Source organism: Streptomyces sp. Go-475, assembly GCF_003330845.1.
Lineage (GTDB): Bacteria > Actinomycetota > Actinomycetes > Streptomycetales > Streptomycetaceae > Streptomyces.
In genome coordinates this window covers 521,917-542,192 of sequence record NZ_CP026121.1, presented here as the reverse complement: position 1 = coordinate 542,192, position 20,276 = coordinate 521,917, and the positions used below count along the sequence as shown (strand labels likewise).

Annotated in this window: 18 protein-coding genes; 5 read left to right on the top strand and 13 right to left on the bottom strand. The window is 69.5% G+C overall.

The genetic code is table 11. The features are described from left to right. The first annotated feature begins 184 nt into the window (after positions 1-184). From C1703_RS02525 to C1703_RS02515, 3 genes are all read left to right on the top strand, one after another. On the top strand, positions 185-1,081 hold the full coding sequence (locus C1703_RS02525) for an aminoglycoside phosphotransferase family protein (RefSeq protein ID WP_114250326.1): 897 nt from the start codon (positions 185-187) through the stop codon (positions 1,079-1,081). A gap of 193 nt (positions 1,082-1,274) precedes the next feature. Beyond that, entirely contained in the window at positions 1,275-1,448 is a 174-nt protein-coding gene (locus tag C1703_RS38860; protein ID WP_157993074.1) for a hypothetical protein, read from the top strand. 95 nt (positions 1,449-1,543) lie between these two features. Beyond that, positions 1,544-1,996, top strand: coding sequence for a sigma factor (locus C1703_RS02515; RefSeq protein WP_114250325.1), 453 nt, complete (start codon positions 1,544-1,546; stop codon positions 1,994-1,996). Between the two features lie 48 nt (positions 1,997-2,044). Here the strand turns inward: C1703_RS02515 and C1703_RS02510 are convergent, their stop codons facing one another. From C1703_RS02510 to C1703_RS02500, 3 genes are all read right to left on the bottom strand, one after another. Further along, the gene (locus tag C1703_RS02510; RefSeq protein ID WP_232840387.1) at positions 2,045-2,635 is read right to left on the bottom strand and encodes a hemerythrin domain-containing protein; all 591 of its coding nucleotides are present in this window, start codon (positions 2,633-2,635) and stop codon (positions 2,045-2,047) included. 293 nt (positions 2,636-2,928) lie between these two features. Next, positions 2,929-3,606 carry a GntR family transcriptional regulator gene (locus C1703_RS02505; protein ID WP_114250324.1) on the bottom strand — a complete coding sequence of 226 codons (678 nt, stop codon included), beginning with the start codon at positions 3,604-3,606 and terminating at the stop codon, positions 2,929-2,931. Positions 3,607-3,710: 104 nt separating this feature from the next. Next, complete coding sequence (locus C1703_RS02500) at positions 3,711-4,391, bottom strand: haloacid dehalogenase type II (protein ID WP_114250323.1); 681 nt, start codon at positions 4,389-4,391, stop codon at positions 3,711-3,713. 325 nt (positions 4,392-4,716) lie between these two features. Here C1703_RS02500 and C1703_RS02495 point away from each other — a divergent pair, with 325 nt between their 5' ends. Continuing rightward, positions 4,717-5,913, top strand: coding sequence for an FAD-binding oxidoreductase (locus C1703_RS02495; protein ID WP_343236392.1), 1,197 nt, complete (start codon positions 4,717-4,719; stop codon positions 5,911-5,913). A 124-nt stretch (positions 5,914-6,037) separates the two neighbouring features. Here the strand turns inward: C1703_RS02495 and C1703_RS02490 are convergent, their stop codons facing one another. The 10 genes from C1703_RS02490 to C1703_RS02445 all read right to left on the bottom strand — a co-directional run bounded on the left by C1703_RS02490 (position 6,038) and on the right by C1703_RS02445 (position 19,229). After that, positions 6,038-6,874 (bottom strand): ABC transporter permease, encoded by an 837-nt coding sequence (locus C1703_RS02490; RefSeq protein ID WP_232840386.1) that lies wholly within the window; start codon positions 6,872-6,874, stop codon positions 6,038-6,040. After that, a complete protein-coding gene (locus C1703_RS02485) occupies positions 6,871-7,776 on the bottom strand; it encodes an ABC transporter permease (protein WP_114250320.1) in 906 nt (301 codons plus the stop codon). Before C1703_RS02485 ends, C1703_RS02490 begins: the two co-directional genes overlap by 4 nt. A gap of 3 nt (positions 7,777-7,779) precedes the next feature. Then, on the bottom strand, positions 7,780-8,910 hold the full coding sequence (locus C1703_RS02480) for an ABC transporter ATP-binding protein (RefSeq protein WP_198678062.1): 1,131 nt from the start codon (positions 8,908-8,910) through the stop codon (positions 7,780-7,782). Further along, positions 8,903-10,000 (bottom strand): ABC transporter substrate-binding protein, encoded by a 1,098-nt coding sequence (locus C1703_RS02475; protein ID WP_114250319.1) that lies wholly within the window; start codon positions 9,998-10,000, stop codon positions 8,903-8,905. The genes C1703_RS02480 and C1703_RS02475 overlap by 8 nt, the downstream gene beginning before the upstream one ends. Positions 10,001-10,456: 456 nt before the next feature. Beyond that, a complete protein-coding gene (locus C1703_RS02470) occupies positions 10,457-11,206 on the bottom strand; it encodes an SDR family NAD(P)-dependent oxidoreductase (protein ID WP_232840385.1) in 750 nt (249 codons plus the stop codon). A gap of 94 nt (positions 11,207-11,300) precedes the next feature. Further along, positions 11,301-12,407, bottom strand: a complete 1,107-nt coding sequence (locus C1703_RS02465) for an alanine racemase (protein ID WP_114250318.1) — start codon at positions 12,405-12,407, stop codon at positions 11,301-11,303. Between the two features lie 124 nt (positions 12,408-12,531). Further along, positions 12,532-13,017 (bottom strand): RidA family protein, encoded by a 486-nt coding sequence (locus C1703_RS02460; RefSeq protein ID WP_232840384.1) that lies wholly within the window; start codon positions 13,015-13,017, stop codon positions 12,532-12,534. 320 nt (positions 13,018-13,337) lie between these two features. Next, on the bottom strand, positions 13,338-14,303 hold the full coding sequence (locus C1703_RS02455; protein ID WP_114250317.1) for a glycoside hydrolase family 6 protein: 966 nt from the start codon (positions 14,301-14,303) through the stop codon (positions 13,338-13,340). A 160-nt stretch (positions 14,304-14,463) separates the two neighbouring features. Beyond that, entirely contained in the window at positions 14,464-16,482 is a 2,019-nt protein-coding gene (locus C1703_RS02450) for a non-reducing end alpha-L-arabinofuranosidase family hydrolase (RefSeq protein ID WP_114250316.1), read from the bottom strand. 323 nt (positions 16,483-16,805) lie between these two features. After that, positions 16,806-19,229, bottom strand: a complete 2,424-nt coding sequence (locus C1703_RS02445; protein ID WP_114257249.1) for a SpoIIE family protein phosphatase — start codon at positions 19,227-19,229, stop codon at positions 16,806-16,808. A gap of 293 nt (positions 19,230-19,522) precedes the next feature. Between C1703_RS02445 and C1703_RS02440 the strand changes: the two genes are divergently transcribed. Then, the gene (locus C1703_RS02440; protein WP_114250315.1) at positions 19,523-20,242 is read left to right on the top strand and encodes a FadR/GntR family transcriptional regulator; all 720 of its coding nucleotides are present in this window, start codon (positions 19,523-19,525) and stop codon (positions 20,240-20,242) included. Positions 20,243-20,276 lie beyond the last annotated feature (34 nt).

Genomic DNA, 20,276 nt, shown 5'->3' with positions numbered 1-20,276 from the left:
GCCCGGCGCCTGGGGCGGGTCGAGGCCGCCTCACCGGGACAGCAGGCGGCCACGGCGGAGTTGCTGGCGCCGCTGGTGGTCAACGGACTGTTCGCGACAGGTGCGAGCGGCTGCGAGCGGCTCCAGCGAGATGTTCGGAGGCGAGAACCGCTCCGCGCCTGCCGCCACAGTACTGTGACTTCGCATGACCGACATCGAGATCGAGATCACCGCAGACCTGGTCCGTGACCTGTTGCGGGAGCAGCATCCGGACCTCGCCGGGCTGGCCATCCGGGAGGTGGCGGGCGGTTGGGGCAACCAAATGTGGCGCCTCGGCGACGAGTTGGCTGTGCGCATGCAGCGGATGGACCCCACCCCGGAGCTCCAGCTCAAGGAGCGGCGGTGGCTCCCCGTGCTGGCCCCGCGCCTGCCGCTCCCGGTGCCGACCCCGGTGCGGTTCGGTGAACCGTCCGAGCGCTTCCCCAAGTACTGGACCGTGATGACGTGGGTTCCCGGCGAGCCGCTGGACCACGGCGCGATCAGCCGCGGCGGCCACGCGACCGACGCGCTGGCGGGCTTCCTCCGGGCGCTCCATGTGGAGGCGCCCGCCGAGGCGCCGATCTCCCCGGACTTCGGTGCCCATCCCAGGGACTGCACGGACGGCTTCGAGAACTTCTTCCAGGCCGTTGCCCCCGAGGACATCGCTGCTGACGTCCGGGCAGTCTGGGACGACGCGGTTGCGGCCCAGGCGTGGGAGGGCCCGCCGGTGTGGGTGCACGGTGACCTCCATCCCGCGAACGTCGTCGTCTCGGACGGAACGCTCTCGGGCATCGTCGACTTCGGTGCCATGGTCGCCGGCGATCCGGCGTGGGACCTCGCCGCCGCATGGGTGCTGCTGCCCGCGGGCATGGCCTCACGGTTCTTCGACAGGTACGCGCAGGCAGACGAGGCGGCGATCCGGCGCGCCCGCGGGCTGGCCGCTATGAAGAGCCTGTTCCTGATGCTGATGGGGCAGAACGGAGACCGGGGTCTTCCCGGCGGCAAGGCACACTGGGGACCTGTAGGCCGGGCGGCACTTGATCGTGTTCTGAAGGGTGTTTGATGCACGCTTCCTTGAACTTGTTCTCGATCTTGGTTGAGCGCCATGCGGCAGCCCATCTTCGTGGGTTCATCGATAGACCTCGCCGAGCCAGCCGGGCGTTCGAAGCGGCCGAGGAAGTCCCCCCATTCGGCATCGGCTGGGGTGCGTATTCCTCGGCCGGCCGCAGGGAACGGCGCCGGGCGATGAAGGCGCGATGGGCTTCGATGGTCTCTTCCAGGTAGATCGCGTTGTAGCCCATCGCGGTGTGGATGTCGGCGTGGCCAGCGATGACCTGCGCGATGTGTGGCGGAAGGCCGGTGCGGATGGCATCGGTGATGAAGAGCCGGCGGAAGTCGTGCGGCGCGAAGACAAGAGGCTGGCCGGTTGAATCGGTGAGGCCGATGAAGGCGAGAACCTCTCCTAGGGTGCGTTCCGGGTTCTGTCGGATGCCGGAAGCTCCCGCGCCTCTGGCAGGCTGGGCGCGTGAGGACAGGGATCGCCGAGGAGTTCTCTGCCCATCGTCCCAGAATGTTCGGCCTGGCCTACCGGTTGCTCGGTTCCGCCGAGGAGGCCGAGGATGCAGTGCGGGACGCGTATCTGCGCCGGAGCAGGGCCGACCGTGTGGTAATCGATCTTCCGGGGGCCCGGCTCACCACGGTCTTCACCAACTTCTGCCCCAACCGGATCACCTCGGCCCGTGTGCAGCGCGAGCAGTACGGGCCGTGGTTGCCGGAACCGGTGTTCACGCAGGACGGGTCGCTCGGCCCGATGGAGTTGGCCGAGCAGCACGATTCCGTGTCGACGGCGCGCTGCTGGTGCTGTCCCGGCAAGGCCTACCGCGGGTTCCGGGCGGGCGGGCATCTGACGCCGGAGCGGGCCGTGGGCAAGGTCACGTTCGAGCGGTTCCTGGCGGGACGTTTTCCTGCGCGAGGCTGACGCCTGGATGGGGGCGTGCCGGGCGGCGTGAGGGCATGCCCCTGTTGATCAGCCGTCCTTGCCGCCCATCGCCTTGCGGACGGCGTCGCGGGTCCGGTCGATCACGGCGGCCATGGGCCCGACGGCGATGTTCTGCGCCGCGGTCTCCACTCCGGGGTGCGGGTGGGTGGGCGCCATGGCCTCGGCAGCCCGGACCGCGGTGGCCATCATCGAGAGTTGCTGCGCCCCGGCCTTCTCGCGCAGCCTGGGGAACTCGTACTGCTCCTCGGAGGCCGCGTGCTGCAGCACCTCGGCGCGCAGCTCCCGAAAGGCGGGCATGAACCCGGGGTCGTCGGGGTCCATGTCGTCGAGCCGGCTCAATTTCTCCTTCGCCGCCCGCTCTTCCTCCAGACGGTCGTCGACCACCTGCTCGCCGTCCTCCAGGAAGCGGCGGGCCGCGGGGTGGACCACTTCCTCCTCGGCCGTTTCGTGCACGGCCAGGAGACGGACGAGTCCGCGGAATGCCTCGGCCCGGTCGCCCCCAGTGGCGTTCTCCACCTCGGCGAAGAGGTTGCGGATGCGGTGGTGCTGTTGCGTCAGCAGTGTCACGACGTCGTCGTTCTCGCCAGCGTCGTCCATGTGCGGCATGGCGTCGGTCAAGAGGTCCTCCTGCGTGCGGTTCCGGACCGGGCGCCGGGCCCGGAGTACCGGCGGACTGGGCCCGTCCAGGCTCTCGCCGGTGACGGGCGGTCGCTACCGCACAGGTCCGAACGGGAAAGGGTGTGGGCGTTCCGCCCGGACCGTCGTGGTCCGTGCGGAACGCCCACGCTCATCACGGGTGGATGTCGTCACTGCTCCGTCAGGGGGACTTCGTCGCAGTAGCCGCACCAATGCCGGAGACGAGGTGGCAGTAGACGCGAGCCGTGGGTGGTGTCAGCAGGCCGTGGGGTGTCTCAGGCCCTGGCCGACGCGTTCCCGTCGTCTGCGGCCTGGCCTCGCAACGCTGTCGAGAAGTGCTGGGCCAGTTCCCGCTTGAACGCGTCCGTGTCGCCTTCCAGGGCGACTGTGGCCAGCCGCGCGTGCTCGACGGCGATCTCGTGCAGGTCGCTGTAGGACGGGTGGTCCACCAGGAGGTAGAGGCGCAGCTTGGTCTCCCAGCCGTTCCACAGGCTGCGCAGCGTGCCGTGTCCCGACAGGTCGTAGAACAGCCTGTGGAACTGGAGGTGAGCGTCGACGCTGCCCGGGATGTCGTTCTTCTCGGTCGCGCGGTGAAGGTCCTCTATCGTCTGCGTCAGCCTCGGCCGCTCGGGTCCGCGGAGCGCCTCGATGGCGAGCTCCGCGGCGTAGGGCTCGACGAGCAGGCGGATCGAGGCGATCTCGGCGATCTCCTGAGCGCTGACCTCGACGACGAACGCCCCCCGGAACGGGACCTTCACGACCAGGCCCTCCTCCTCGAGCCTGGTCAGCGCCTCCCGCAGCGGGGATCGGCTGATCCCCAGATCCGTCGCGATGTCCCGTTCGCGCAGCTGCCCACCGGGAGGCACTGTCCCGTCGAGAATGGCACCGCGCAGCACGCGGTACACACCCTCCGGAGTCGTCGTCCGCTCCAGCCCTCCGAACTTGGAGTCCATCCCGGTCACCTCTCTGGTCGCTTGTCGACCACAGGCTACAGCTCGCCCGCGCCGCACGGATCTGTCGGACGGGAGTCCGGGCCAGGTCGTGGAGGGCCGTCCGGTCAAGGCCGCGGCAGGCCCAGGAGGACCGGCAGGTCGGCGATGTCGGTGATCCGCTCATGGCCGAGCCACGGCTCGTCGGGCTCGAAGCCCCGGTCCATGTAGACCATGTTCGAGATGCCGAGGGCGGCCGCGGGGCGCAGGTCGTACTTCGGGCTGGCCGAGACGTGCACGATCTCGTCCGGAGCGGCCCCCAGCTTGTCCAGCATGTACTCGAACGCGCCGGCGCGGGGCTTGTAGAGACGCATCTGCTCCGCGGTGATCAGGACCTCGATCGGCGCCTGGAGGTTATCCGCGAGCTGCGAGGCGAACGCGTCGTCGCTGTTGGTCAGGAGCACCAGGGGGTACGCCTCGGCCAGCCTGTTGAGCGCCTCGGTCACTCCCGGGTACGGCGTCCAGGTGGGGATCTCTTCGTACACCGCCTGGCCGTCGCCCTCCCGGTACTCCACGCCGAACCGCGCGCAGGTGCGCGCCAGCGCGTCGGTGACGATCTGGTGGAACGGCTTGTACTCGCCCATGCACTCGTCGAACCGGTAGTAGTTGCCGACCCGGGTGAAGGCGTCGGCGAGCTCCGGGGGCAGCCGGTCGCCCAGGACCCGGCGGATCGCGTCGCCGATGCGGAAGTGGATCAGGGTCCCGTTCATGTCGAACGAGACGAACTTGGGCTTGATGTCAAATGCCACGGGGTCCTCCACGTTTTGAGTGTCCCCAGGGCGTCGTCGACGCCCTGGCTTTTGGTCGATTGTCGACCATGTTTGTCGCTTGTCAATAGGGCGAGGTTGCGGCCCGGCCGGACCGGTCAAACCGGTCAGGTTTGGTCGCTTGTCGATTGTCGACCATATGTGTAGGGTCGGCCCCTGTCAACGGCCCCCGAGCAGCGAGCCGACTCCCGACGGCGGCTGACAGCACTGGCAGGAGAGCAGCGATATGAAGTTCACCCCCTATTGGCTCGACACCGCGCCCCAGGGACCTGACCGGTCCCGGACCCAGATCGGTGGGAGTGCCGACGTGGCCATCGTCGGAGCCGGCCTGACCGGCCTGTCGGCGGCACTGCACCTGGCGCGCAAGGGCGCCGACGTGCACGTCTTCGAGAAGGACACCGTCGGCTTCGGCGCTTCCGGCCGCAACGGCGGCATGGCCACCACGGGACTGTCGATCGGCTTCCGCTCCGCGATCGCCCGCTACGGCTTCGACACCGCCAAGGCGTATCTGATGGCCTACCACGACGCGGTCGACACCCTTGAGAAGCTCATCAGGGACGAGAACATCGACTGCGACTTCGCCCGCACGGGCAAGTTGAACCTGGCGTCCAAGCCGGCCCACTTCGAGGGGCTGCGCAAGACCCACGAGATCATGTCCGGCCGACTCGGGCTGGAGACCCGCCTGGTCCCCAAGAGCGAACTGCGTTCCGAGATCGGCTCCGACGCCTATCACGGCGGGATGGTCGAGGCCAGGAGCGCCGGGCTGCACGTCGGCAAGTTCACCAAGGGACTCGCCGAGGCCGCCGTCCGGGCAGGCGCCACCATCCACGAGAAGGCCCCGGTCGAAAAGGTCACCCGGCTGGGCGGCACGCGGCACGAGCTGGTCACCCCGCGCGGGACCGTCCGGGCCGACCAGGTGCTCGTCGCGACCAGCGGCTACACGAGCCGGCCGTTCCGCTGGCACCAGGTGCGGATCGCACCTGTCGGCAGCTTCATCATCGTGACCGAACCGCTGGGCAAGGACGTCTGCGACCTGCTGCTGCCCAACCGGCGGATGGCATCGAACAGCATGAACCTGCTGAACTACTTCCGCATCACCCCGGACCACCGGCTGCTGTTCGGCGGCCGCGCCCGCTTCGCCGGTTCCGACCAGCAGTCGGACGCCAAGAGCGGCCGCATCCTGCACAAGACGATGACCGAGGTCTTCCCACAGCTCACGGACGCGCGCGTCGACTACTGCTGGGGCGGCCTGGTCGACATGAGCATGGACCGCATGGTCCACGCCGGTGAGCAGGACGGGCTGTTCTACTCCCTCGGCTACTCGGGCCACGGCGTCCAGATGGCGACCCACATGGGCAAGCAGATGGCCGAGTACATGAACGGTGACACCGGCGCCAACCCCTGGAGCGACCTCCCCTTCAAGCGCATCCCCGGCCACTTCGGCCCGCCCTGGTTCCTGCCCTTCGCGGGCGGCTTCTACAAGTTCATGGACCTCATCAAGTAAGCGGAACAAGGAGGCTGAGCGGACGGGCGGGCGCGGTTGAGGTTGTGGGGCGCGAGTGAGGAGGCCAGACCGCGCGCGACGTTGTCGTCGGCGACGGCCTGGCCTCCTCGTCGAAGGGGTCCGGTCAGGTGAGGGGTTCGACGGGGAGGGTGCCGCCGTTGCGGTGGCCGCCGAGTTTGCGGACGGCGGCGACGAGGGCGAGGGCGAGGATGGCGAGGGCGATCAGGACGGCGCTGACGGCGGTGACGGTGGGGTCGACGTCGAACTGGAGGGCGTTGAAGACGAGGACCGGCAGGGTGCGGGTGTCGGGGGTGGACAGGAACTGGGCGATGAAGAACTCGTCGAAGCTGGTGATGAAGGAGAACACCGCTGCCGCGATCAGGCCGGGGGTGGCCAGGGGGAAGGTGATGCGCCGGGCGATGGTCATCCGGCTCGCGCCCATGCTGGCGGCGGCGTCCTCCAGCCGCTCGTCGATGCCCTTGAGGGTGGAGATCATGATGAGGATCGCCACCGGCGAGGCCAGCACGGTGTGGCCCAGGGCGATGGCCAGGGGACTGCCGAGCATGCCGACCGGCTCGAAGAACAGGAACAACCCGAGCGCGATGACCACCTGCGGGATGAGCATGGGGGCCAGGACCAGTCCGTAGACGGCCGCGTGCAGGGGCAGCCGGCCACGGGCCAGGGCGGTCGCCGCGGTCACGCCCAGGATCAGGGAGAACACGGTGGTCAGTGCCGCGATGAGGCTGGACAGGGCGATGGAGGTGGCCCAGTTGCCGCCGGGTGCGGCCATCTGCTCGTACCAGCGGGTGCTGTAGTCCTTGGGCGGGAAGGTGCCGATGCCGTCGGCGCCGAAGGACGTGACCAGGATGATCACGATGGGCATCGCCAGGAACAGCAGGATGGCGGTGGCGCTCAGGGCCCGCCTGATGTGTCCGGCCCGGGTGGGGGGCAGTTCCATCATGAGCTGCCTCCTCGTGCGGCGGTGTTCTTGCGGCGGAGTTTGGCCAGGCCGAGGATGCCCAGGCCGGCGAAGGTGAGCAGGAGCAGGATGACGCCGAAGGCGGCGGCCGAGTTCCACTGGTCCTGCTTCATGACCTGCTGGTCGATGAGTGCGGCGACGACGGTTTGTTTGTCGCCGCCCATCAGGGCGGGAGTGATGTAGTAGCCCAGGCAGAGGATGAAGCTCAGCAGCCCCGCCGTGCCGATACCCGGCGCGACCAGCGGCAGATACACCCTGACGAAGATCGTCCAACGGGAGGCACCGAACCCGGCGGCCGCGGCGAGCAGCCGTCGGTCGACCCCGCGCATCACGCCCTGGAGGACGAGGACGGTGTAGGGGAGCATCACCGAGGTGGTACCGATGACGACACCGACCTCGTTGTAGAGCAGCGAGTACGGCGCGCCGGGCATGTCCATGGAGGTCAGCAGTGTGTTGATCAGGCCGTGTTCACCGAGCATGATGATCCAGCCGTAGGTGCGCACCAGGGCGCTGATGAAGTGCGGCACGACCACGATCAGCATGGCCAGCGCGGCGAAGACGGGCCGCATGCGGGCGATGGCGTGCGCCAGGACGAAGCCCACCAGCAGGCTGAGTACCGCGGTCTCCGCCGAGATGCGCAGGGTGGACATCAGCACGGACAGGTTCGCGCCGCTGAGGGCGTCGGTGTACCAGTGCAGGGTGAACCCGCCGCTGTCGCCCTTCAGGCTCAGCGAGAGCACGCCGACGATCGGGTAGACGAACAGCACGAGGAGGAACACCGTGACGGGGACGGCGTTGACCAGGGCGATGCGGGAGCGGTGTCCGCGCTTGGCGGACGTTTTCCTCACGGGCACCTTGGCGGGTGCGAGAGCGGTGCCGGCCATGACTCACCCCCCGTCCGTCTCGTCGAAGACACTGACGTCCTCATGGTCGGCGGTGACACACACCCGCTCGCCCGGGCGCGGCGGGGTGGCGGCGGTTTCGATGCGCAGTGGGGGTGTGCCGGGGGCGGCCCCGTCCAGGCGCACGGTGATCCGGGTCAGCGAACCCACATAGACGGCCGTTTCGACCGTGCCGGTACAGCAGCTCTCCTCGGCGCTGACCAGGCGGAGCTTGCTCGGCCGGACGGCGGCGCGGACCCGTTGGCCCGGAGCCAAGGCGTGCGCGCGGGCCTTGAGGACACCGCCGGTGTCCAGACGCACCGGGGTGCACCCGTCCTCGGTCGATTCCTCGACCTTGCCGGTGAGGAAGTTGGCGGCGCCCAGGAAGTCGGCGACGAAGGGAGAGGAGGGTCGTTCGAAGAGGCCGCGAGGGGTGTCGAACTGCTCGATGCGGCCGTCCTTCATGATGGCGATCCGGTCCGACATGACCAGGGCTTCCTCCTGGTCGTGCGTCACGTACACGACGGTCAGGCCGAGTTCGCGCTGGATGGACTTGATCTCGGTCTGCATCTGGTCGCGCAGCTTCTTGTCCAGCGCGCCCAGCGGTTCGTCCATCAGCACGATCGGCGGGCGGTAGACCAGCACCCGGCACAGCGCGACACGCTGCTGCTGGCCGCCGGAGAGTTCGCGGGGCTTGCGGCCGGCGAACTTCGACAGCCCGGCCGCCTCCAGCGTCTCCCCGACCCGCCGGCGGATCTCCGCCTTCGACACGCCGCGCAGTTGCAGGGGGAAGGCGACGTTCTCCGTCACGGTCATGTGGGGGAAGAGCAGGTACTGCTGGAAGACGAAGCCGAAGTCGCGCTTGCCGGGGTTGAGGCGGGTGATGTCCCGGCCGTCGACGGCGATGGTGCCGGAGTCGGGCTCGGTGAACCCGGCCAGCATCATCAACGTCGTGGTCTTGCCCGAGCCGGAAGAGCCGAGGAAGGTGACGAACTCACCCGCCGCGATCTCCATGTCCACCCCGTCGACCACCGTCGTCCCGCTGTAGGACTTGCGCAGCCCCTTCACCGACAGCGACTTACCGGTCAGCGAAGAGCCCGGGGCCAGCGCCGAGGCCAGAAGTGTCTGCTCAGGCATCGGCCCACTCCTGCCAGCGCTTGGTAACCGCCTCGAGGTTCTTGTCCCACCACGCCACATCGGCGTCGAACCCATTCTTGAGGTTCTCGGGGGAGGTGGGGAGCGTGGCCAGGACGTCGTCGGAGAGCAGCTTGACGGCGCCGGGGACCACCGGGCCATGCGGGAAGAGCTTGGAGAACGCCGCCTGGACCTCGGGGCGCAGGGAGAAGTCGATCAGCTTGTAGGCCGCGTCCGTGTTGTCCGCGCCCTTCGGAATGCCCCAGCCGCTGGTCATCCTGCGGGCCCCGTGCCACTGGTAAGCGATCGGAATGCCCTGCTTGATCAGCTCGTCCGCGCGGCCACCCCACAGGCTGGTCATGACGACCTCCTTGCGGCCGAGCAGGACCGCCGGCAGGGCGCCGGTGTTCCAGAACTTCTTCACGCCGCCGCGGATCCGCGACATCGAGGCGAACGCCCGGTCCACATCCAGCGGATACAGCTTGTCCAGCGGTACACCGTCAGCGAGCAGGGCGAACTCCAGCTCCGGTAGGTCCACTTCCGCGCTCTGCAGCGAGCGCGGACCGGCGAAGGAATGCGTGTTCCAGAAGTCGGCCCAGCTCTTCGGGGCGCGCTTGAGGCTGTCCGTGCGGTAGGCCATGAGGCTGGCCCACACGTTCTTGCCGACCGCGTGCTCGGGCAGGTTGTGTTCCGCGATCCCGGCGCCCTTGACGTTCTTCAGCCGGTCGTGATCGATGGGCTCCAGACATTCCAGGCGCGCCATCTTCTGGAAGATCAGCAGCGAGTTGTCCATCAGGTCGACCTGCGGACGGCCCTGCTTGACCTGGGCGATGATCTGGGCGGACTGGTAGTTGACCGTGGTGACCGTGATGCCGGTCTCCTTGGCGAACGGCTCGTAGATCGCCTTCGTCAGCGCGTCGTTGTAGGCGCCGCCGCTGTTGCTGACGACGAGCCGCTTCTTGCCGCCACCGCCCGACGAGCCGCGGCTTTCGCCGGAGCCCATCAGGGTGCCGCAGCCGGTCAGGGCCGAGGCAGCGGCAAGAACGCCTGCGGTACGGAGTACGGTTCTGCGGGCTGTCCGGTTGCCTTCCATGGCAGAGCCTCCTGGAGATCGTTGGGAATTGGGATACGGGAATCCGTAAAGGGACAAGGGAGGTGAAGAGGGCAAGGGGAGGAACCGGTTGCCGCCATCGAAGGCCCGCCAAGTGGCGGCCGACGCCCGCCGGTGCGGCACGGCCGGCGCGGTCCGCTGACGTACTCGCCCGACTCAGGACCGCGGACGAGGTTCTCCACAGGACCGCGGACGAGGTTCTCCACAGGACCGCGGACGAGGTTCTCCACAGGGGCGCGAACGAGGTTCTCAGCAGGGGTGCGGGCGAGGTTCTCCGCGGGGGCGCGCTGTGGGTGGCGCAGTTCGTGTGCGGCGACCGGGGTGCGCGCTCGACACCCGCGCGCAAGCCCGCACCAGCGCCTGGAGTGCGACGTCCCTACGTCGCCTCTCCTTCGGCATGCGCTCGATCATGTGGTCGATCGGTCATGCCGCCATGGTTCAGAAGGCGGTGTACCCGCCGTCGACGGGAAGGACCGCTCCCGTGATGTAGGAGGATTCCGACGATGCGAGGAAGAGGACCGCGTCGGCCACCTCTTCGGGGGTGGCGAGGCGTTGCAGCGGAATCTGGGACTCGCGCTCGCGGCGGTACGCCTCCGGGTCGGCGCTGCGCTGGATCGCGGCTTCGATGATCGGGGTGGCGGTCAGACCCGGGGCGACGACGTTGACGCGGATGTTGCGCGGTGCCCATTCGATCGCCGCGCCCTTGGCGAGCATGATGAGGCCTCCCTTGGCGGCGGAATACAGCACCTCGCCGGGCTTGCCGACCATGCCGAGCCGTGAACCGACGCAGACGAACGAGCCTCCTTCGGGGGGCATCAGCGGTGCGAAGTGCTTCATCACCAGGAACGCGCTGAGCAGGTTGCTGTCGAGCACCCTCTTCGCGTCGTCGTACGGCATCTCGGTGAGCGGGCTGCTGGCCTGCAGGCCGTGGTTGAGGACGACGACGTCGACGGTGCCGAGGGACTCGGCGGCCCGGTCGGCCAGGGCCTCGACGAACGCCTCGTCGTTTAGGTCTCCCGGGACGTACAGGTCGTCGGGCCGGGCGGAGGGAAGTCGCTCCTTGCGGCCGGTCAGCAGCAGTCGCGCGCCCTCGCGGCGGAAGTGGGAACTCACTGCCTCCCCGATGCCACTGCTGGCACCGGTCACCAGGGCCGTGATGTTCTTGAGTCTCATGTCAGGCAGTCCCATGTCAGGGCACTCCTCAGTCTCATGTCAGGCCACCTTCACGGGGTGGGGTGGGTGGGGGCGCGGGCTCGGGTACGAGGGTGTCGTCCGGGGCCCGTCAGCTGAGGAATCCGCGGGCGTCGACCGGCCACCGCTGCAGCGACGCGCCCGCGCTGTCGGTGACGATCAGCTCCTCGAAATTGACGACGACCGGGCAGACGTGGTTGGGCACGACCGGCACCACGGTTCCGACGCCGGGGCGGGCCTCGCCCGCGGGCAGCGCGAGGAACCCGTGGTACTCGTTGAGCTTGGACAGGACGGCCTTCGTGCCGGCGACCCGGCCGTAGCCGCGCTCGTCGCTGCCTTCGCGGCTGAGGGCTTTGGTGCCCGCGTCGAGGATGACCTGGCCGGGCACCCAGTCGCTGACCACGGTGGCGGCGACGAACAACGCGATCTGATCGTCCGCGCAGGCGCCGAGCCGGGCGTTGTTCAGGTCGCCGAAGACGTACTCGCCGGGACGGATCTCGGTGATCACGCTGCTGGTGGAGAACTCGACGGTGGGGGTCGAGCCGGCGCTGACCACGTCCGCGGTGATGCCGACGCCGTCGAGGCTGCGTACCGCGGTGGTGAGCGCCGCCTCCTGGTCCTGCGCGGCGCGCTCGCGTGCGTCCGGGCCGGAGCTGCCGTGACCGGGATAGGTGAAGACGCCCACCGGCACCAGGCCGCGCTTGCGGGCGGCGAGGGCGAGGTCGCCCGCGGCCTCGGGCGGCGCCCCGGAGCGACGGGCACCGCAGTCGACCTCGACCACGACCCGCAGCCGGTCCGGTTCGTCTCCCATCGCGTCGGCGAGGGCCTCGATCGCCGCGAGGTTGTCGACGCCGACCCGCAGCCGGATGGACTCGGCGAGCCGGCGGATCCGGGGCCCCTTCGTTCCCGCGGGCCAGACCGGGTAGGCGAGGAAGATGTCGTCGAATCCGGCCGCGGCGAAGACCTCGGCCTCACCGACGTTGCCCGCGGTGATGCCGACCGCCCCGGCCTCGATCTGCCGCCGGCCGATCTCCACGCACTTGTGGGTCTTGACGTGAGGCCTGACATCGAGATCGTGCCGGGCGGCGAAGCCCTGCATGCGGTCGATGTTGTCCTGCATGACGTCGGCCAGCACGATCGGCGCTGGGGTGTCGACCCGCTCGACCACAGTGGCGAGTGCTCGCTGGAGCCGGTTCACGCTGCACTCCTCTTGCTTGTGTCTGGAAATGAACGAGGTGAGCGGATGCCGACTCCCTCGAATGGCGTACGTACGGGGCCGGCGACGTCACGCGCGTGCGCGCTGCACCGCCGTCGTGCCCGCCCTACACCGCGGTGCAGACCATCTGGATCTCGACCGGACTGTTGAGCGGCAACCCGGCGACACCGATCGCGGTGCGCGCGTGCCGCCCGTTCTCGCCCAGCACCTCGATGAGCAGTTCACTGGCCGCGTTGGCGACCTTTCCCTGCAGACCGAAGTCCGGTGTACTGGCCACGAAGACCAGCATCTGCACGATCCGGACCCGGTCCAGATCTCCCACCGCATGTACAGCGGCGGCGAGGGCGTTGAGCACGGCATGGCGCGCGAGCTCCCGCGCCGTGTCCAGCTCGACGTCGCGGCCGACGATGCCCTGCCCCAGCAGCTCACCGTCCTTGTACGGCAGCTGGCCGGAGATGTAGATGCTGGAGCCCGACGTCCGGTGGTCCACGTAGTACGGGTTGCTGTCGAGGCGGGGAAGGTCCAGGCCGAGGGCCTCGAGCCGGTCCGTGGCCGAGCCGCTCGCAGCGGCCGGCAGCGCGGGCCCGCTCACTGTGCCACCGACGTGACCGACGCGGGACCCGAGCCACCGCGGGTGGCCCCATGAACACACTTCGTCTGTATCTCGATCATCTGTGCCCGGTTCTCCTTTTTCGGCAACGGGGGTGGGCGGCGGAACGCCGCGCGGCTCAGCGCAACCACCACATTGTCGTTTGTCGACCATTTGCGGCCGCGGGTACTGCCGCGTGGTGGCTCAAGATAGCCCTCGGATTGTCGTTTGTCGACCATCTGAGTGAAGGGTCCTCGACGGTTCTCGGTCTCCCGTGGCCCGGTCGCGGAGCGAGGGACGTACCGGGCCACGGGAGTCCCGGATCAGTAGCCGTAGATCATCTTGTAGGTGACCTCGGGGAGGAACTGCCCGGCCGTGGAGCCCGCGCCCACGCCGCAGTTGCCGTCGGACTCGCCCGGTGTCTTGATCCACAAGAGCATCTCGGCGCCTCCGCCCAGCTGGGTCGGCGTGCCGATACGACGCCCGGCGGGGTTGCACCACTGGCCGTTGGAGCCGTTGCCATTGCGGCTGGTGTCCACGACGAACGGCTTGGAGTAGCCGTACCGGGCGCTCAGTTCCCTGTTGACGGCGTTGCCGTAGGCGGTGTTCTCGGCGGTGGTGAGGTAGTTGGAGACGTTGAGCGAGAAGCCGTGCGCCTGCCGGAGGCCCGCTTCGTGGAGGCGCCGGGCCATGGTCGCCGCGTTCGCCCAGGCCGGGTTGCCGGCGTCCAGGTAGACCCAGGTGTTCGGGGCCTGGCGGTTGAACTCGGCGAGGGCGCCGGTGAGCATGCCCTCGCGTTCGTCGATCTGGGCCTGGGTCATGCAGCCGTAGTCCCCGAGGGAGTCCGGTTCGAGGATCACGACGGCCGGGCGGTTGTTGATCCCCCCGGCGAACTGGGCGATCCAGCTCCTGTAGGCGGACGGCGAGGCGGCACCGCCCGCGGAGTGCCCACCGCAGTAGTCGCGGTTGTAGATGTTGTAGGCGACGAGGACGGGCAACTTGTCGACGCGGTCCGCCGCTCCCGTGTACGCGCCCGTGGCGGTGCCGATGGTGCCACTCCAGGAGCCGAACCAGCGGGCCATCGGGGTGTTGGCGATGGAGGCGTTGATGGCGCCGGCCCGGCCGTCGCCCTGGTTGGCCGCCACCCACCTCTTCGGGCTGGAGTCCGGGTCCACGTAGAACCCGTTCGTCATGGTCGTCGGGTCGGCCGCGTACGCGGACGGTGTGGCGGTGAGCGCCAGCGGCAGCGCGAGGAGTGCTGCGGCCAAGGCGCGGAGTCTGCGGCGCATGACGGAACCTCAACTTCCTGGAAGCCGGGATGTCGCATGCTCTGGCCCGAGCCTGCGACTTGAGCGAGAGAGGTGCTCTCCTTGTACTGGGAGCGCTCCCATGGGAGGCGGTCCCAAGTCGGTCGTGGGCCCCGCACGAGCGGCGGGGCCCACGCGAGGGTCAGCAGGTGGAATTCGTCTGGGTCAGCAGGCCCAGGCGCCACGGGAGGAGGTTGTAGTCACCGCCCGCGTTGGGGTTCATGCCTTGGTACAGGTACTGGAGCCGGCAGGCGGGGATGGTCAGCGTCTGGTCGTAACCGGCGCGGATCATCTCGCCGTGGCTGATGTCCCGGGTCCAGGCCCCCGAGGGGAAGGTGACGTTGTTGGCCCGGGCGAACGGGTTGCTCTCGGACGCGGCCAGGGGAGTCCAGGAACCGGCGAGGCTGGTCGTCGTCCAGGAGCGGAAGTAGCGCCGGCCGTCCGATCCGATGGCCTCGACGAGGAGCAGGTACTGGTTGGAGCCCTGCACCTTGTACACGTTGCTCGCCTCGAAGAGGGCGTACTTGGAGTCCCGGGCCGCGATGACGGTGTTCGTGAAGCCGTTCGGGAACTGGCCGACGGTCGTCTGGGAGCGGTACAGGTGCCCGTTGTCGTCGGAGGAGAACAGGTAGCAGTTGGCGCTGTCGCAGATCACCCACATGTCGACCCAGTGGCCGTTGCCGATGTTCTGCTTGATGATGTCCGGCATCGACGAGTAGAAGTGGCGCGGAGCGCTCCACCCGTTGGGGTTGCTGATGTCGGGGTTCGTCGAGTACGACGCGTTGCCGGTCTGGTAGACGAGGTACCACAGGCGTTGCGGCGCGTAGTAGAAGACCTGCGGCGCGGCCCGGTACCCGCGTCCGATGGCGCTGCGGTCCAGGTAGTGGTGCGTGGCCGAACCGGCCTGCGACCAGTCGCTGAAGTTCAGGTACACCAGGTTGTATCCGGAGGAGCTCGCGGTGCTGGCGAACACGTGGTACTTGCCGTTGTACCGGACCACCGTCGGATCCTTGATGCCGGCGATGTTGTGGGTGGCGTCCGACTTCGGTGAGATCAGCGGTCCGGTGGAGCTCCAGGAGAAGCGGGAGGGCAGCGCGGCGGCGGACCGGGGCGCGGGGTCGTCCGCCCGCTTCGTCGCGGCCGAGCCTCCCATCGAGGTGAGCGCGGACCGGTAGGCCGGCTTCTTGTTGCCGCTGCGGTCGAACAGCAGGGGGTTCTCCTGGCTGCGCCACGAGTCGCTGTCGCGGATGCCCCAGACGGTGATGCCGGTGCAGCGCTGTACGTTCATGCAGGCCCGGACGGTGTTCGCGTACGCGGTCGGCGGCGCCTGCGCGATGTCCAGTTCGGTGATCTGCACGTCGACGCCGAGGGCGGCGAAGCTCGACAGTGTGGTCTGGAAGCTGGCGGGCGGGCCGCCGGCGCCGAAGTGGGCCTGGAGCCCGACGCAGTCGATGGGCACGCCGCGCGACTTGAAGTCGCGGACCAGGCGGTAGACGCCCTGGGTCTTGGCCGCGTTCCAGTCCTCGATGTTGTAGTCGTTGTAGCAGAGCTTGGCGGCCGGGTCGGCGGATCGCGCGGTGCGGAACGCCTGCTCGATGAAGCCGGTGCCGAGGACGTCCCGGAAGACCGAGCCGCGCAGCTGGCCGCTGCCGCCGTCGGCGAAGGCCTCGTTGACCACGTCCCAGGAGTGGATGCGGCCCTTGTAGCGGTTCATCACCGTGGTGATGTGGTTGTTCATCACGCTGCGCAGCGTGTTCGCGTCCCTGATGGAGCTGACCCAGCCGGGCAGTTGGGAGTGCCAGACCAGGGTGTGGCCGCGCACGCGCTGACCGCGGGCCGCCGCGCGGTTCACTATCTGGTCGGCGGCGCCGAAGGTGAACTGCCCGCGGGACCGCTCGGTCGCGTCCCACTTCATCTCGTTCTCGGGTGTGACCGAGTTGAACTCGCGGTCCAGGATGCTGGTGTACGCGCCGTCGCCGAGCCTCCCGGCGGCCACGGCGGTCCCGAAGTACCGTCCGGACTGGGCTGCCTGGGCCCCGAGAGTGGACGCCCGGACGTCGTCGGGTGCGGCGGTCGCGGCGGCGGGCGTCACCAGGGCGCCGATGGCGAGCAGGGATAACACCGACGCTCGGCGACGGCCGAGCCGTGTCAGCGGGTTCATGGAGCTCCTCTGCGGTGAATTGACGAGGGCATGACAGGTGAAGCGCTGTGAAGCGCCTGGGGGTGATCCCATGACTGTTCGCAATGTCGGACATGCTTCGGACTGCCGAGCATTCTGGATGATAGAAGGCCGGTCGCGGCAGTCAATATGCCTCGCATGGTTCGGCTGAGTCACCGAAACATTCGAAGGCCCCTGAAGGTCTATGATCCAGGGCAGATTGTCCGGATGGGGCGAAGGTGTTGACGTGTTCGGGCGCCTCTGCAGTACCCGTGAGGCCCCGCGCTTTCCGAATGGAGATCGCCCTGCGAACACGCCCAGTCTCTTCACTGTGATGTGATGAAATCGAGGGGCTGTGCGCACCAGATCGTCTTGCCGTCGGTGGTGTGCCGGGTGCCCCACCCCTGGGTGAGCTGGGCGACGAGCAGCAGGCCCCGGCCGCCTTCGTCGAAGGCGCGCGCCCGGCGCAGATGCGGTGCGGTGTTGCTGGCGTCGGAGACCTCGCAGATCAGCGAGGAGTCCCGGATCAGCCGGAGCATGATCGGGGGCTCGCCGTATCTGATGGCGTTGGTGACCAGCTCGCTGACCACCAGTTCGGTGACGAACGACGCCTCCTCCAGCCCCCACGCCGCCACCTGGTCGAGGGCGAACTTCCTGGCCCGCGGCACCTCCGCGGGGTCGGGTGCGACGTCCCAGTCGGCGACGTGCTGGGGATCCAGCGCGTGCGTGCGGGCGAGCAGCAGGGCGGCGTCGTCGGTGCGGCGTTCGAGCAGCATGGCGTCCATGACCGTGTCACAGAGGCCCTCCAGCGAGGTGGCCGAACGGTTCAGGACTCGCAGCAGTTCGGCGACGCCCTGGTCGGCATCGCGCTCCCGGCTGCGCACCAGCCCGTCGGTGTAGAGGGCGAGCAGGCTGCCCTCGGGCAGTTCGAGCTCGGTCGCCTCGAACGGCAGCCCACCGAGGCCGAGCGGCGGCCCGGGCTGTGCGGGGACCGGGGTCCTGGTGCCGTCCGGGGAGATGATGAGCGGCAGCGGATGACCGGCGCTCGCCAGGGTGAAGCGGCGGGAGACCGGGTCGTAGACGGTGTAAAGGCAGGTGGCGCCGAACTCTCCGGTCGGCTGGAAGTGGCCGACGGGCTGAAGATCGCTGGCGAGGTGGATGACCAGGTCGTCCAGGTGGGTCAGCAACTCGTCCGGCGGCAGGTCCACGTCGGCGAGCGTGCGGACCGCCGTGCGCAGCCGGCCCATGCTGGCCGAGGCGTGCAGGCCGTGACCGACCACATCGCCGACGACCAGGGCGACCCGGGCGCCGGAGAGCGGGATGACGTCGAACCAGTCACCGCCCACCTCCGCGCCGGTCCCGGCGGGCAGGTAGCGGGACGCCACCTCCAGCGCCTCCTGGCTCGGCAGCCGCTGCAGCAGCAGGCTGCGTTGCAGGGTCAGCGCGGTCGTGCGCTCGCGCGCGTACCGACGGGCGTTGTCGATGGCGACGGCCGCCTTGGCGGTCAGCTCTTCGGCAAGGATCAGGTCGTCGGCGGTGAAGGCCTCCGGCCGGTCGCTGCGGGAGAACGCGACGACGCCGAGCAGCGCGCCGCGCGCCCGGAGCGGCACGGTGATCCGGCCGGTCAGCCCCGCCGCGGCGAGAGACTCGTCGATCAACGGGTTGCCCGGCGGCCAGTGAGCCGGGTCGGCGGCGAGCCCGGGCCCGAAGGCCCATTCGCCACCCGGGCCGGGCTCGGCCGCGAGCTGAACCATGGACCTGCCGGTGGCCATGCAGCGGGCGGCGACGGAATCGGGAGCGTGACGGACCGGCTCGGGGTGCCCGGGAGCCCCGTCGGTGTCGTACGCCGCGCTGTGCCGGGCGGCGCGGCTGAGCGCGATGGCTTCGCCGGATGCGGGGGGAAGGGGCGGTTCCTCTCCGCGCAGCACCTCTTCGAAGAGATCGACGGTGACGAGGTCGGCGAATCCCGGCACCGGGGTCCTGGCCAGTTCCTGGGCGGTGCCGAGCACGTCGAGCGTCCGGCCGATGCCGCCGCCGGCCTCGTTGAGGATGAGCAGGCGCTGCCGGGCCCAGTACTCGGCGCTCATGTCGAATCCCCAGTTGGCGACCGCGCGGACCCTGCCCTCGGCGTCCCGTACCGGCCACATGCTGGTGGCCCAGGCATTGGCGTAGTCGCTGCCGAGCGGACGGAAGACGGTGATGAGACGCGCGGGCTCACCCGTCCTCGCCACCTCGGAGAGCTGGTCGGTGTACGCCTGGTCGTCCAGTTCGGGGAACAGCTCGCGGTACTTCTCACCGAGCACCTGCTCCTCGGAGTGCGCCATCACCCGGCACGCGGAGGCGTTGACCCACAGGAACCGCAGATCCGGGTCGTAGACGCCCAGGGCGAAGGGGCACTGTTCGAAGGCCAGGTCGGCGATCACCGGGCGGCGTTCCCAGCGGTGGACGGTGATCGCGTGGCCGAGCGCGCGGCCGCCGGCGCCGAGCAGCGGGTCGGCCGACACCAGGGCGTCCACCGTGGAGCCGTCCCGGTGGCGCAAGGGCAGGAGCCCCGTGTGGTCGGGGCCGCTGCCGGTGCTCTCGGGGAAACCGGGCGGTGGGGGAGCGGCCAGCAGGTCGGTCACGGGGCGCCCGACGGTGTCCTCCGCCGTCCAGCCCAGCAGAAGCCGCCCACTCTCGCTCCAGCCGCTCACCACGCCGTCCGGGCCCACCACCAGCGCGGCGGCGCGGGCATCCTGCTTGCCGCCCATGTCCACGCGCGTCACCTCCGCCCGGACCGCCGTACCCGTCAGAGCTGGTTTCCAGCCGCAGCTTCCAGCCTAGGACCGCTTCCGCCGCACGGCGCTCCGGCCAGGTGCGCGCCCGACCGCCGGGTGCGGAACCGAGCGCGGTCGGCGCCCCCGTGGACCGGTTCGACAACAGGCGAGGTCCGCCGCCGCGACCGGCTTCCCGCCTGCGCGCCCCACTATCATCGGCTCATCCCCGGCACGCGGACTCCGGAACAGGCCGCGTGCTCCGGGGCACGTACGGGGAGGGGCGAGGGGTGTCACTGACGGACAAGGCCATCGAGCAGATCCGTGAGCTGATCCGGACCGGTGCCCTGCCCCCGGGCTCGAAGCTCCCACCGGAACCGGACCTCGCCGCCCAGCTCGGCCTGTCCCGCAACCTCGCCCGCGAAGCGGTCAAGGTGCTGGCCGTCGCGCGCGTCCTGGAGGTCCGGCGGGGCGACGGCACGTATGTGACCAGTCTCCAGCCGAGCCTGCTGCTGGAGGGGGTGGGCGGCGCGGTGGAACTGCTGCAGGGTGACTCGGCAGCCCTGCAGGACCTCATGGAGGTGCGGCGGCTCCTCGAACCGATGGCCACGGCCCTTGCCGCGACCCGGATCTCCGACGCCCGACTGGCCGAGGTGAAGCGGCACCTGGACGCCATGCGCGAGGCCCGCGACGACGTCGAACGGCTCAACGCCCACGACGCCGCCTTCCACCGCGCCGTGGTCGCGGCCACGGGCAACGAGTCCCTCCTCACCCTCCTGGAGGGGATCTCCGGCCGCACCCTGCGCGCCCGCATCTGGCGCGGTCTGGTCGACGACAAGGCCGCGGGCCGCACGCTCGCCGAGCACGAGGCGATCTTCAACGCGCTGTCCACCCGTGACCCCGCCCTCAGCCAGGCCGCCGCGCTGCTCCACGTGAGCAACACCGAGCAGTGGTTGAGGAAACACCTGCGCTCCGGCGCGCCCGGCGCTGAAGGCTCCGCAGCGCCTTGACGAGCTTGAGCAACCGCGTGGGGCGGCGGCTTGC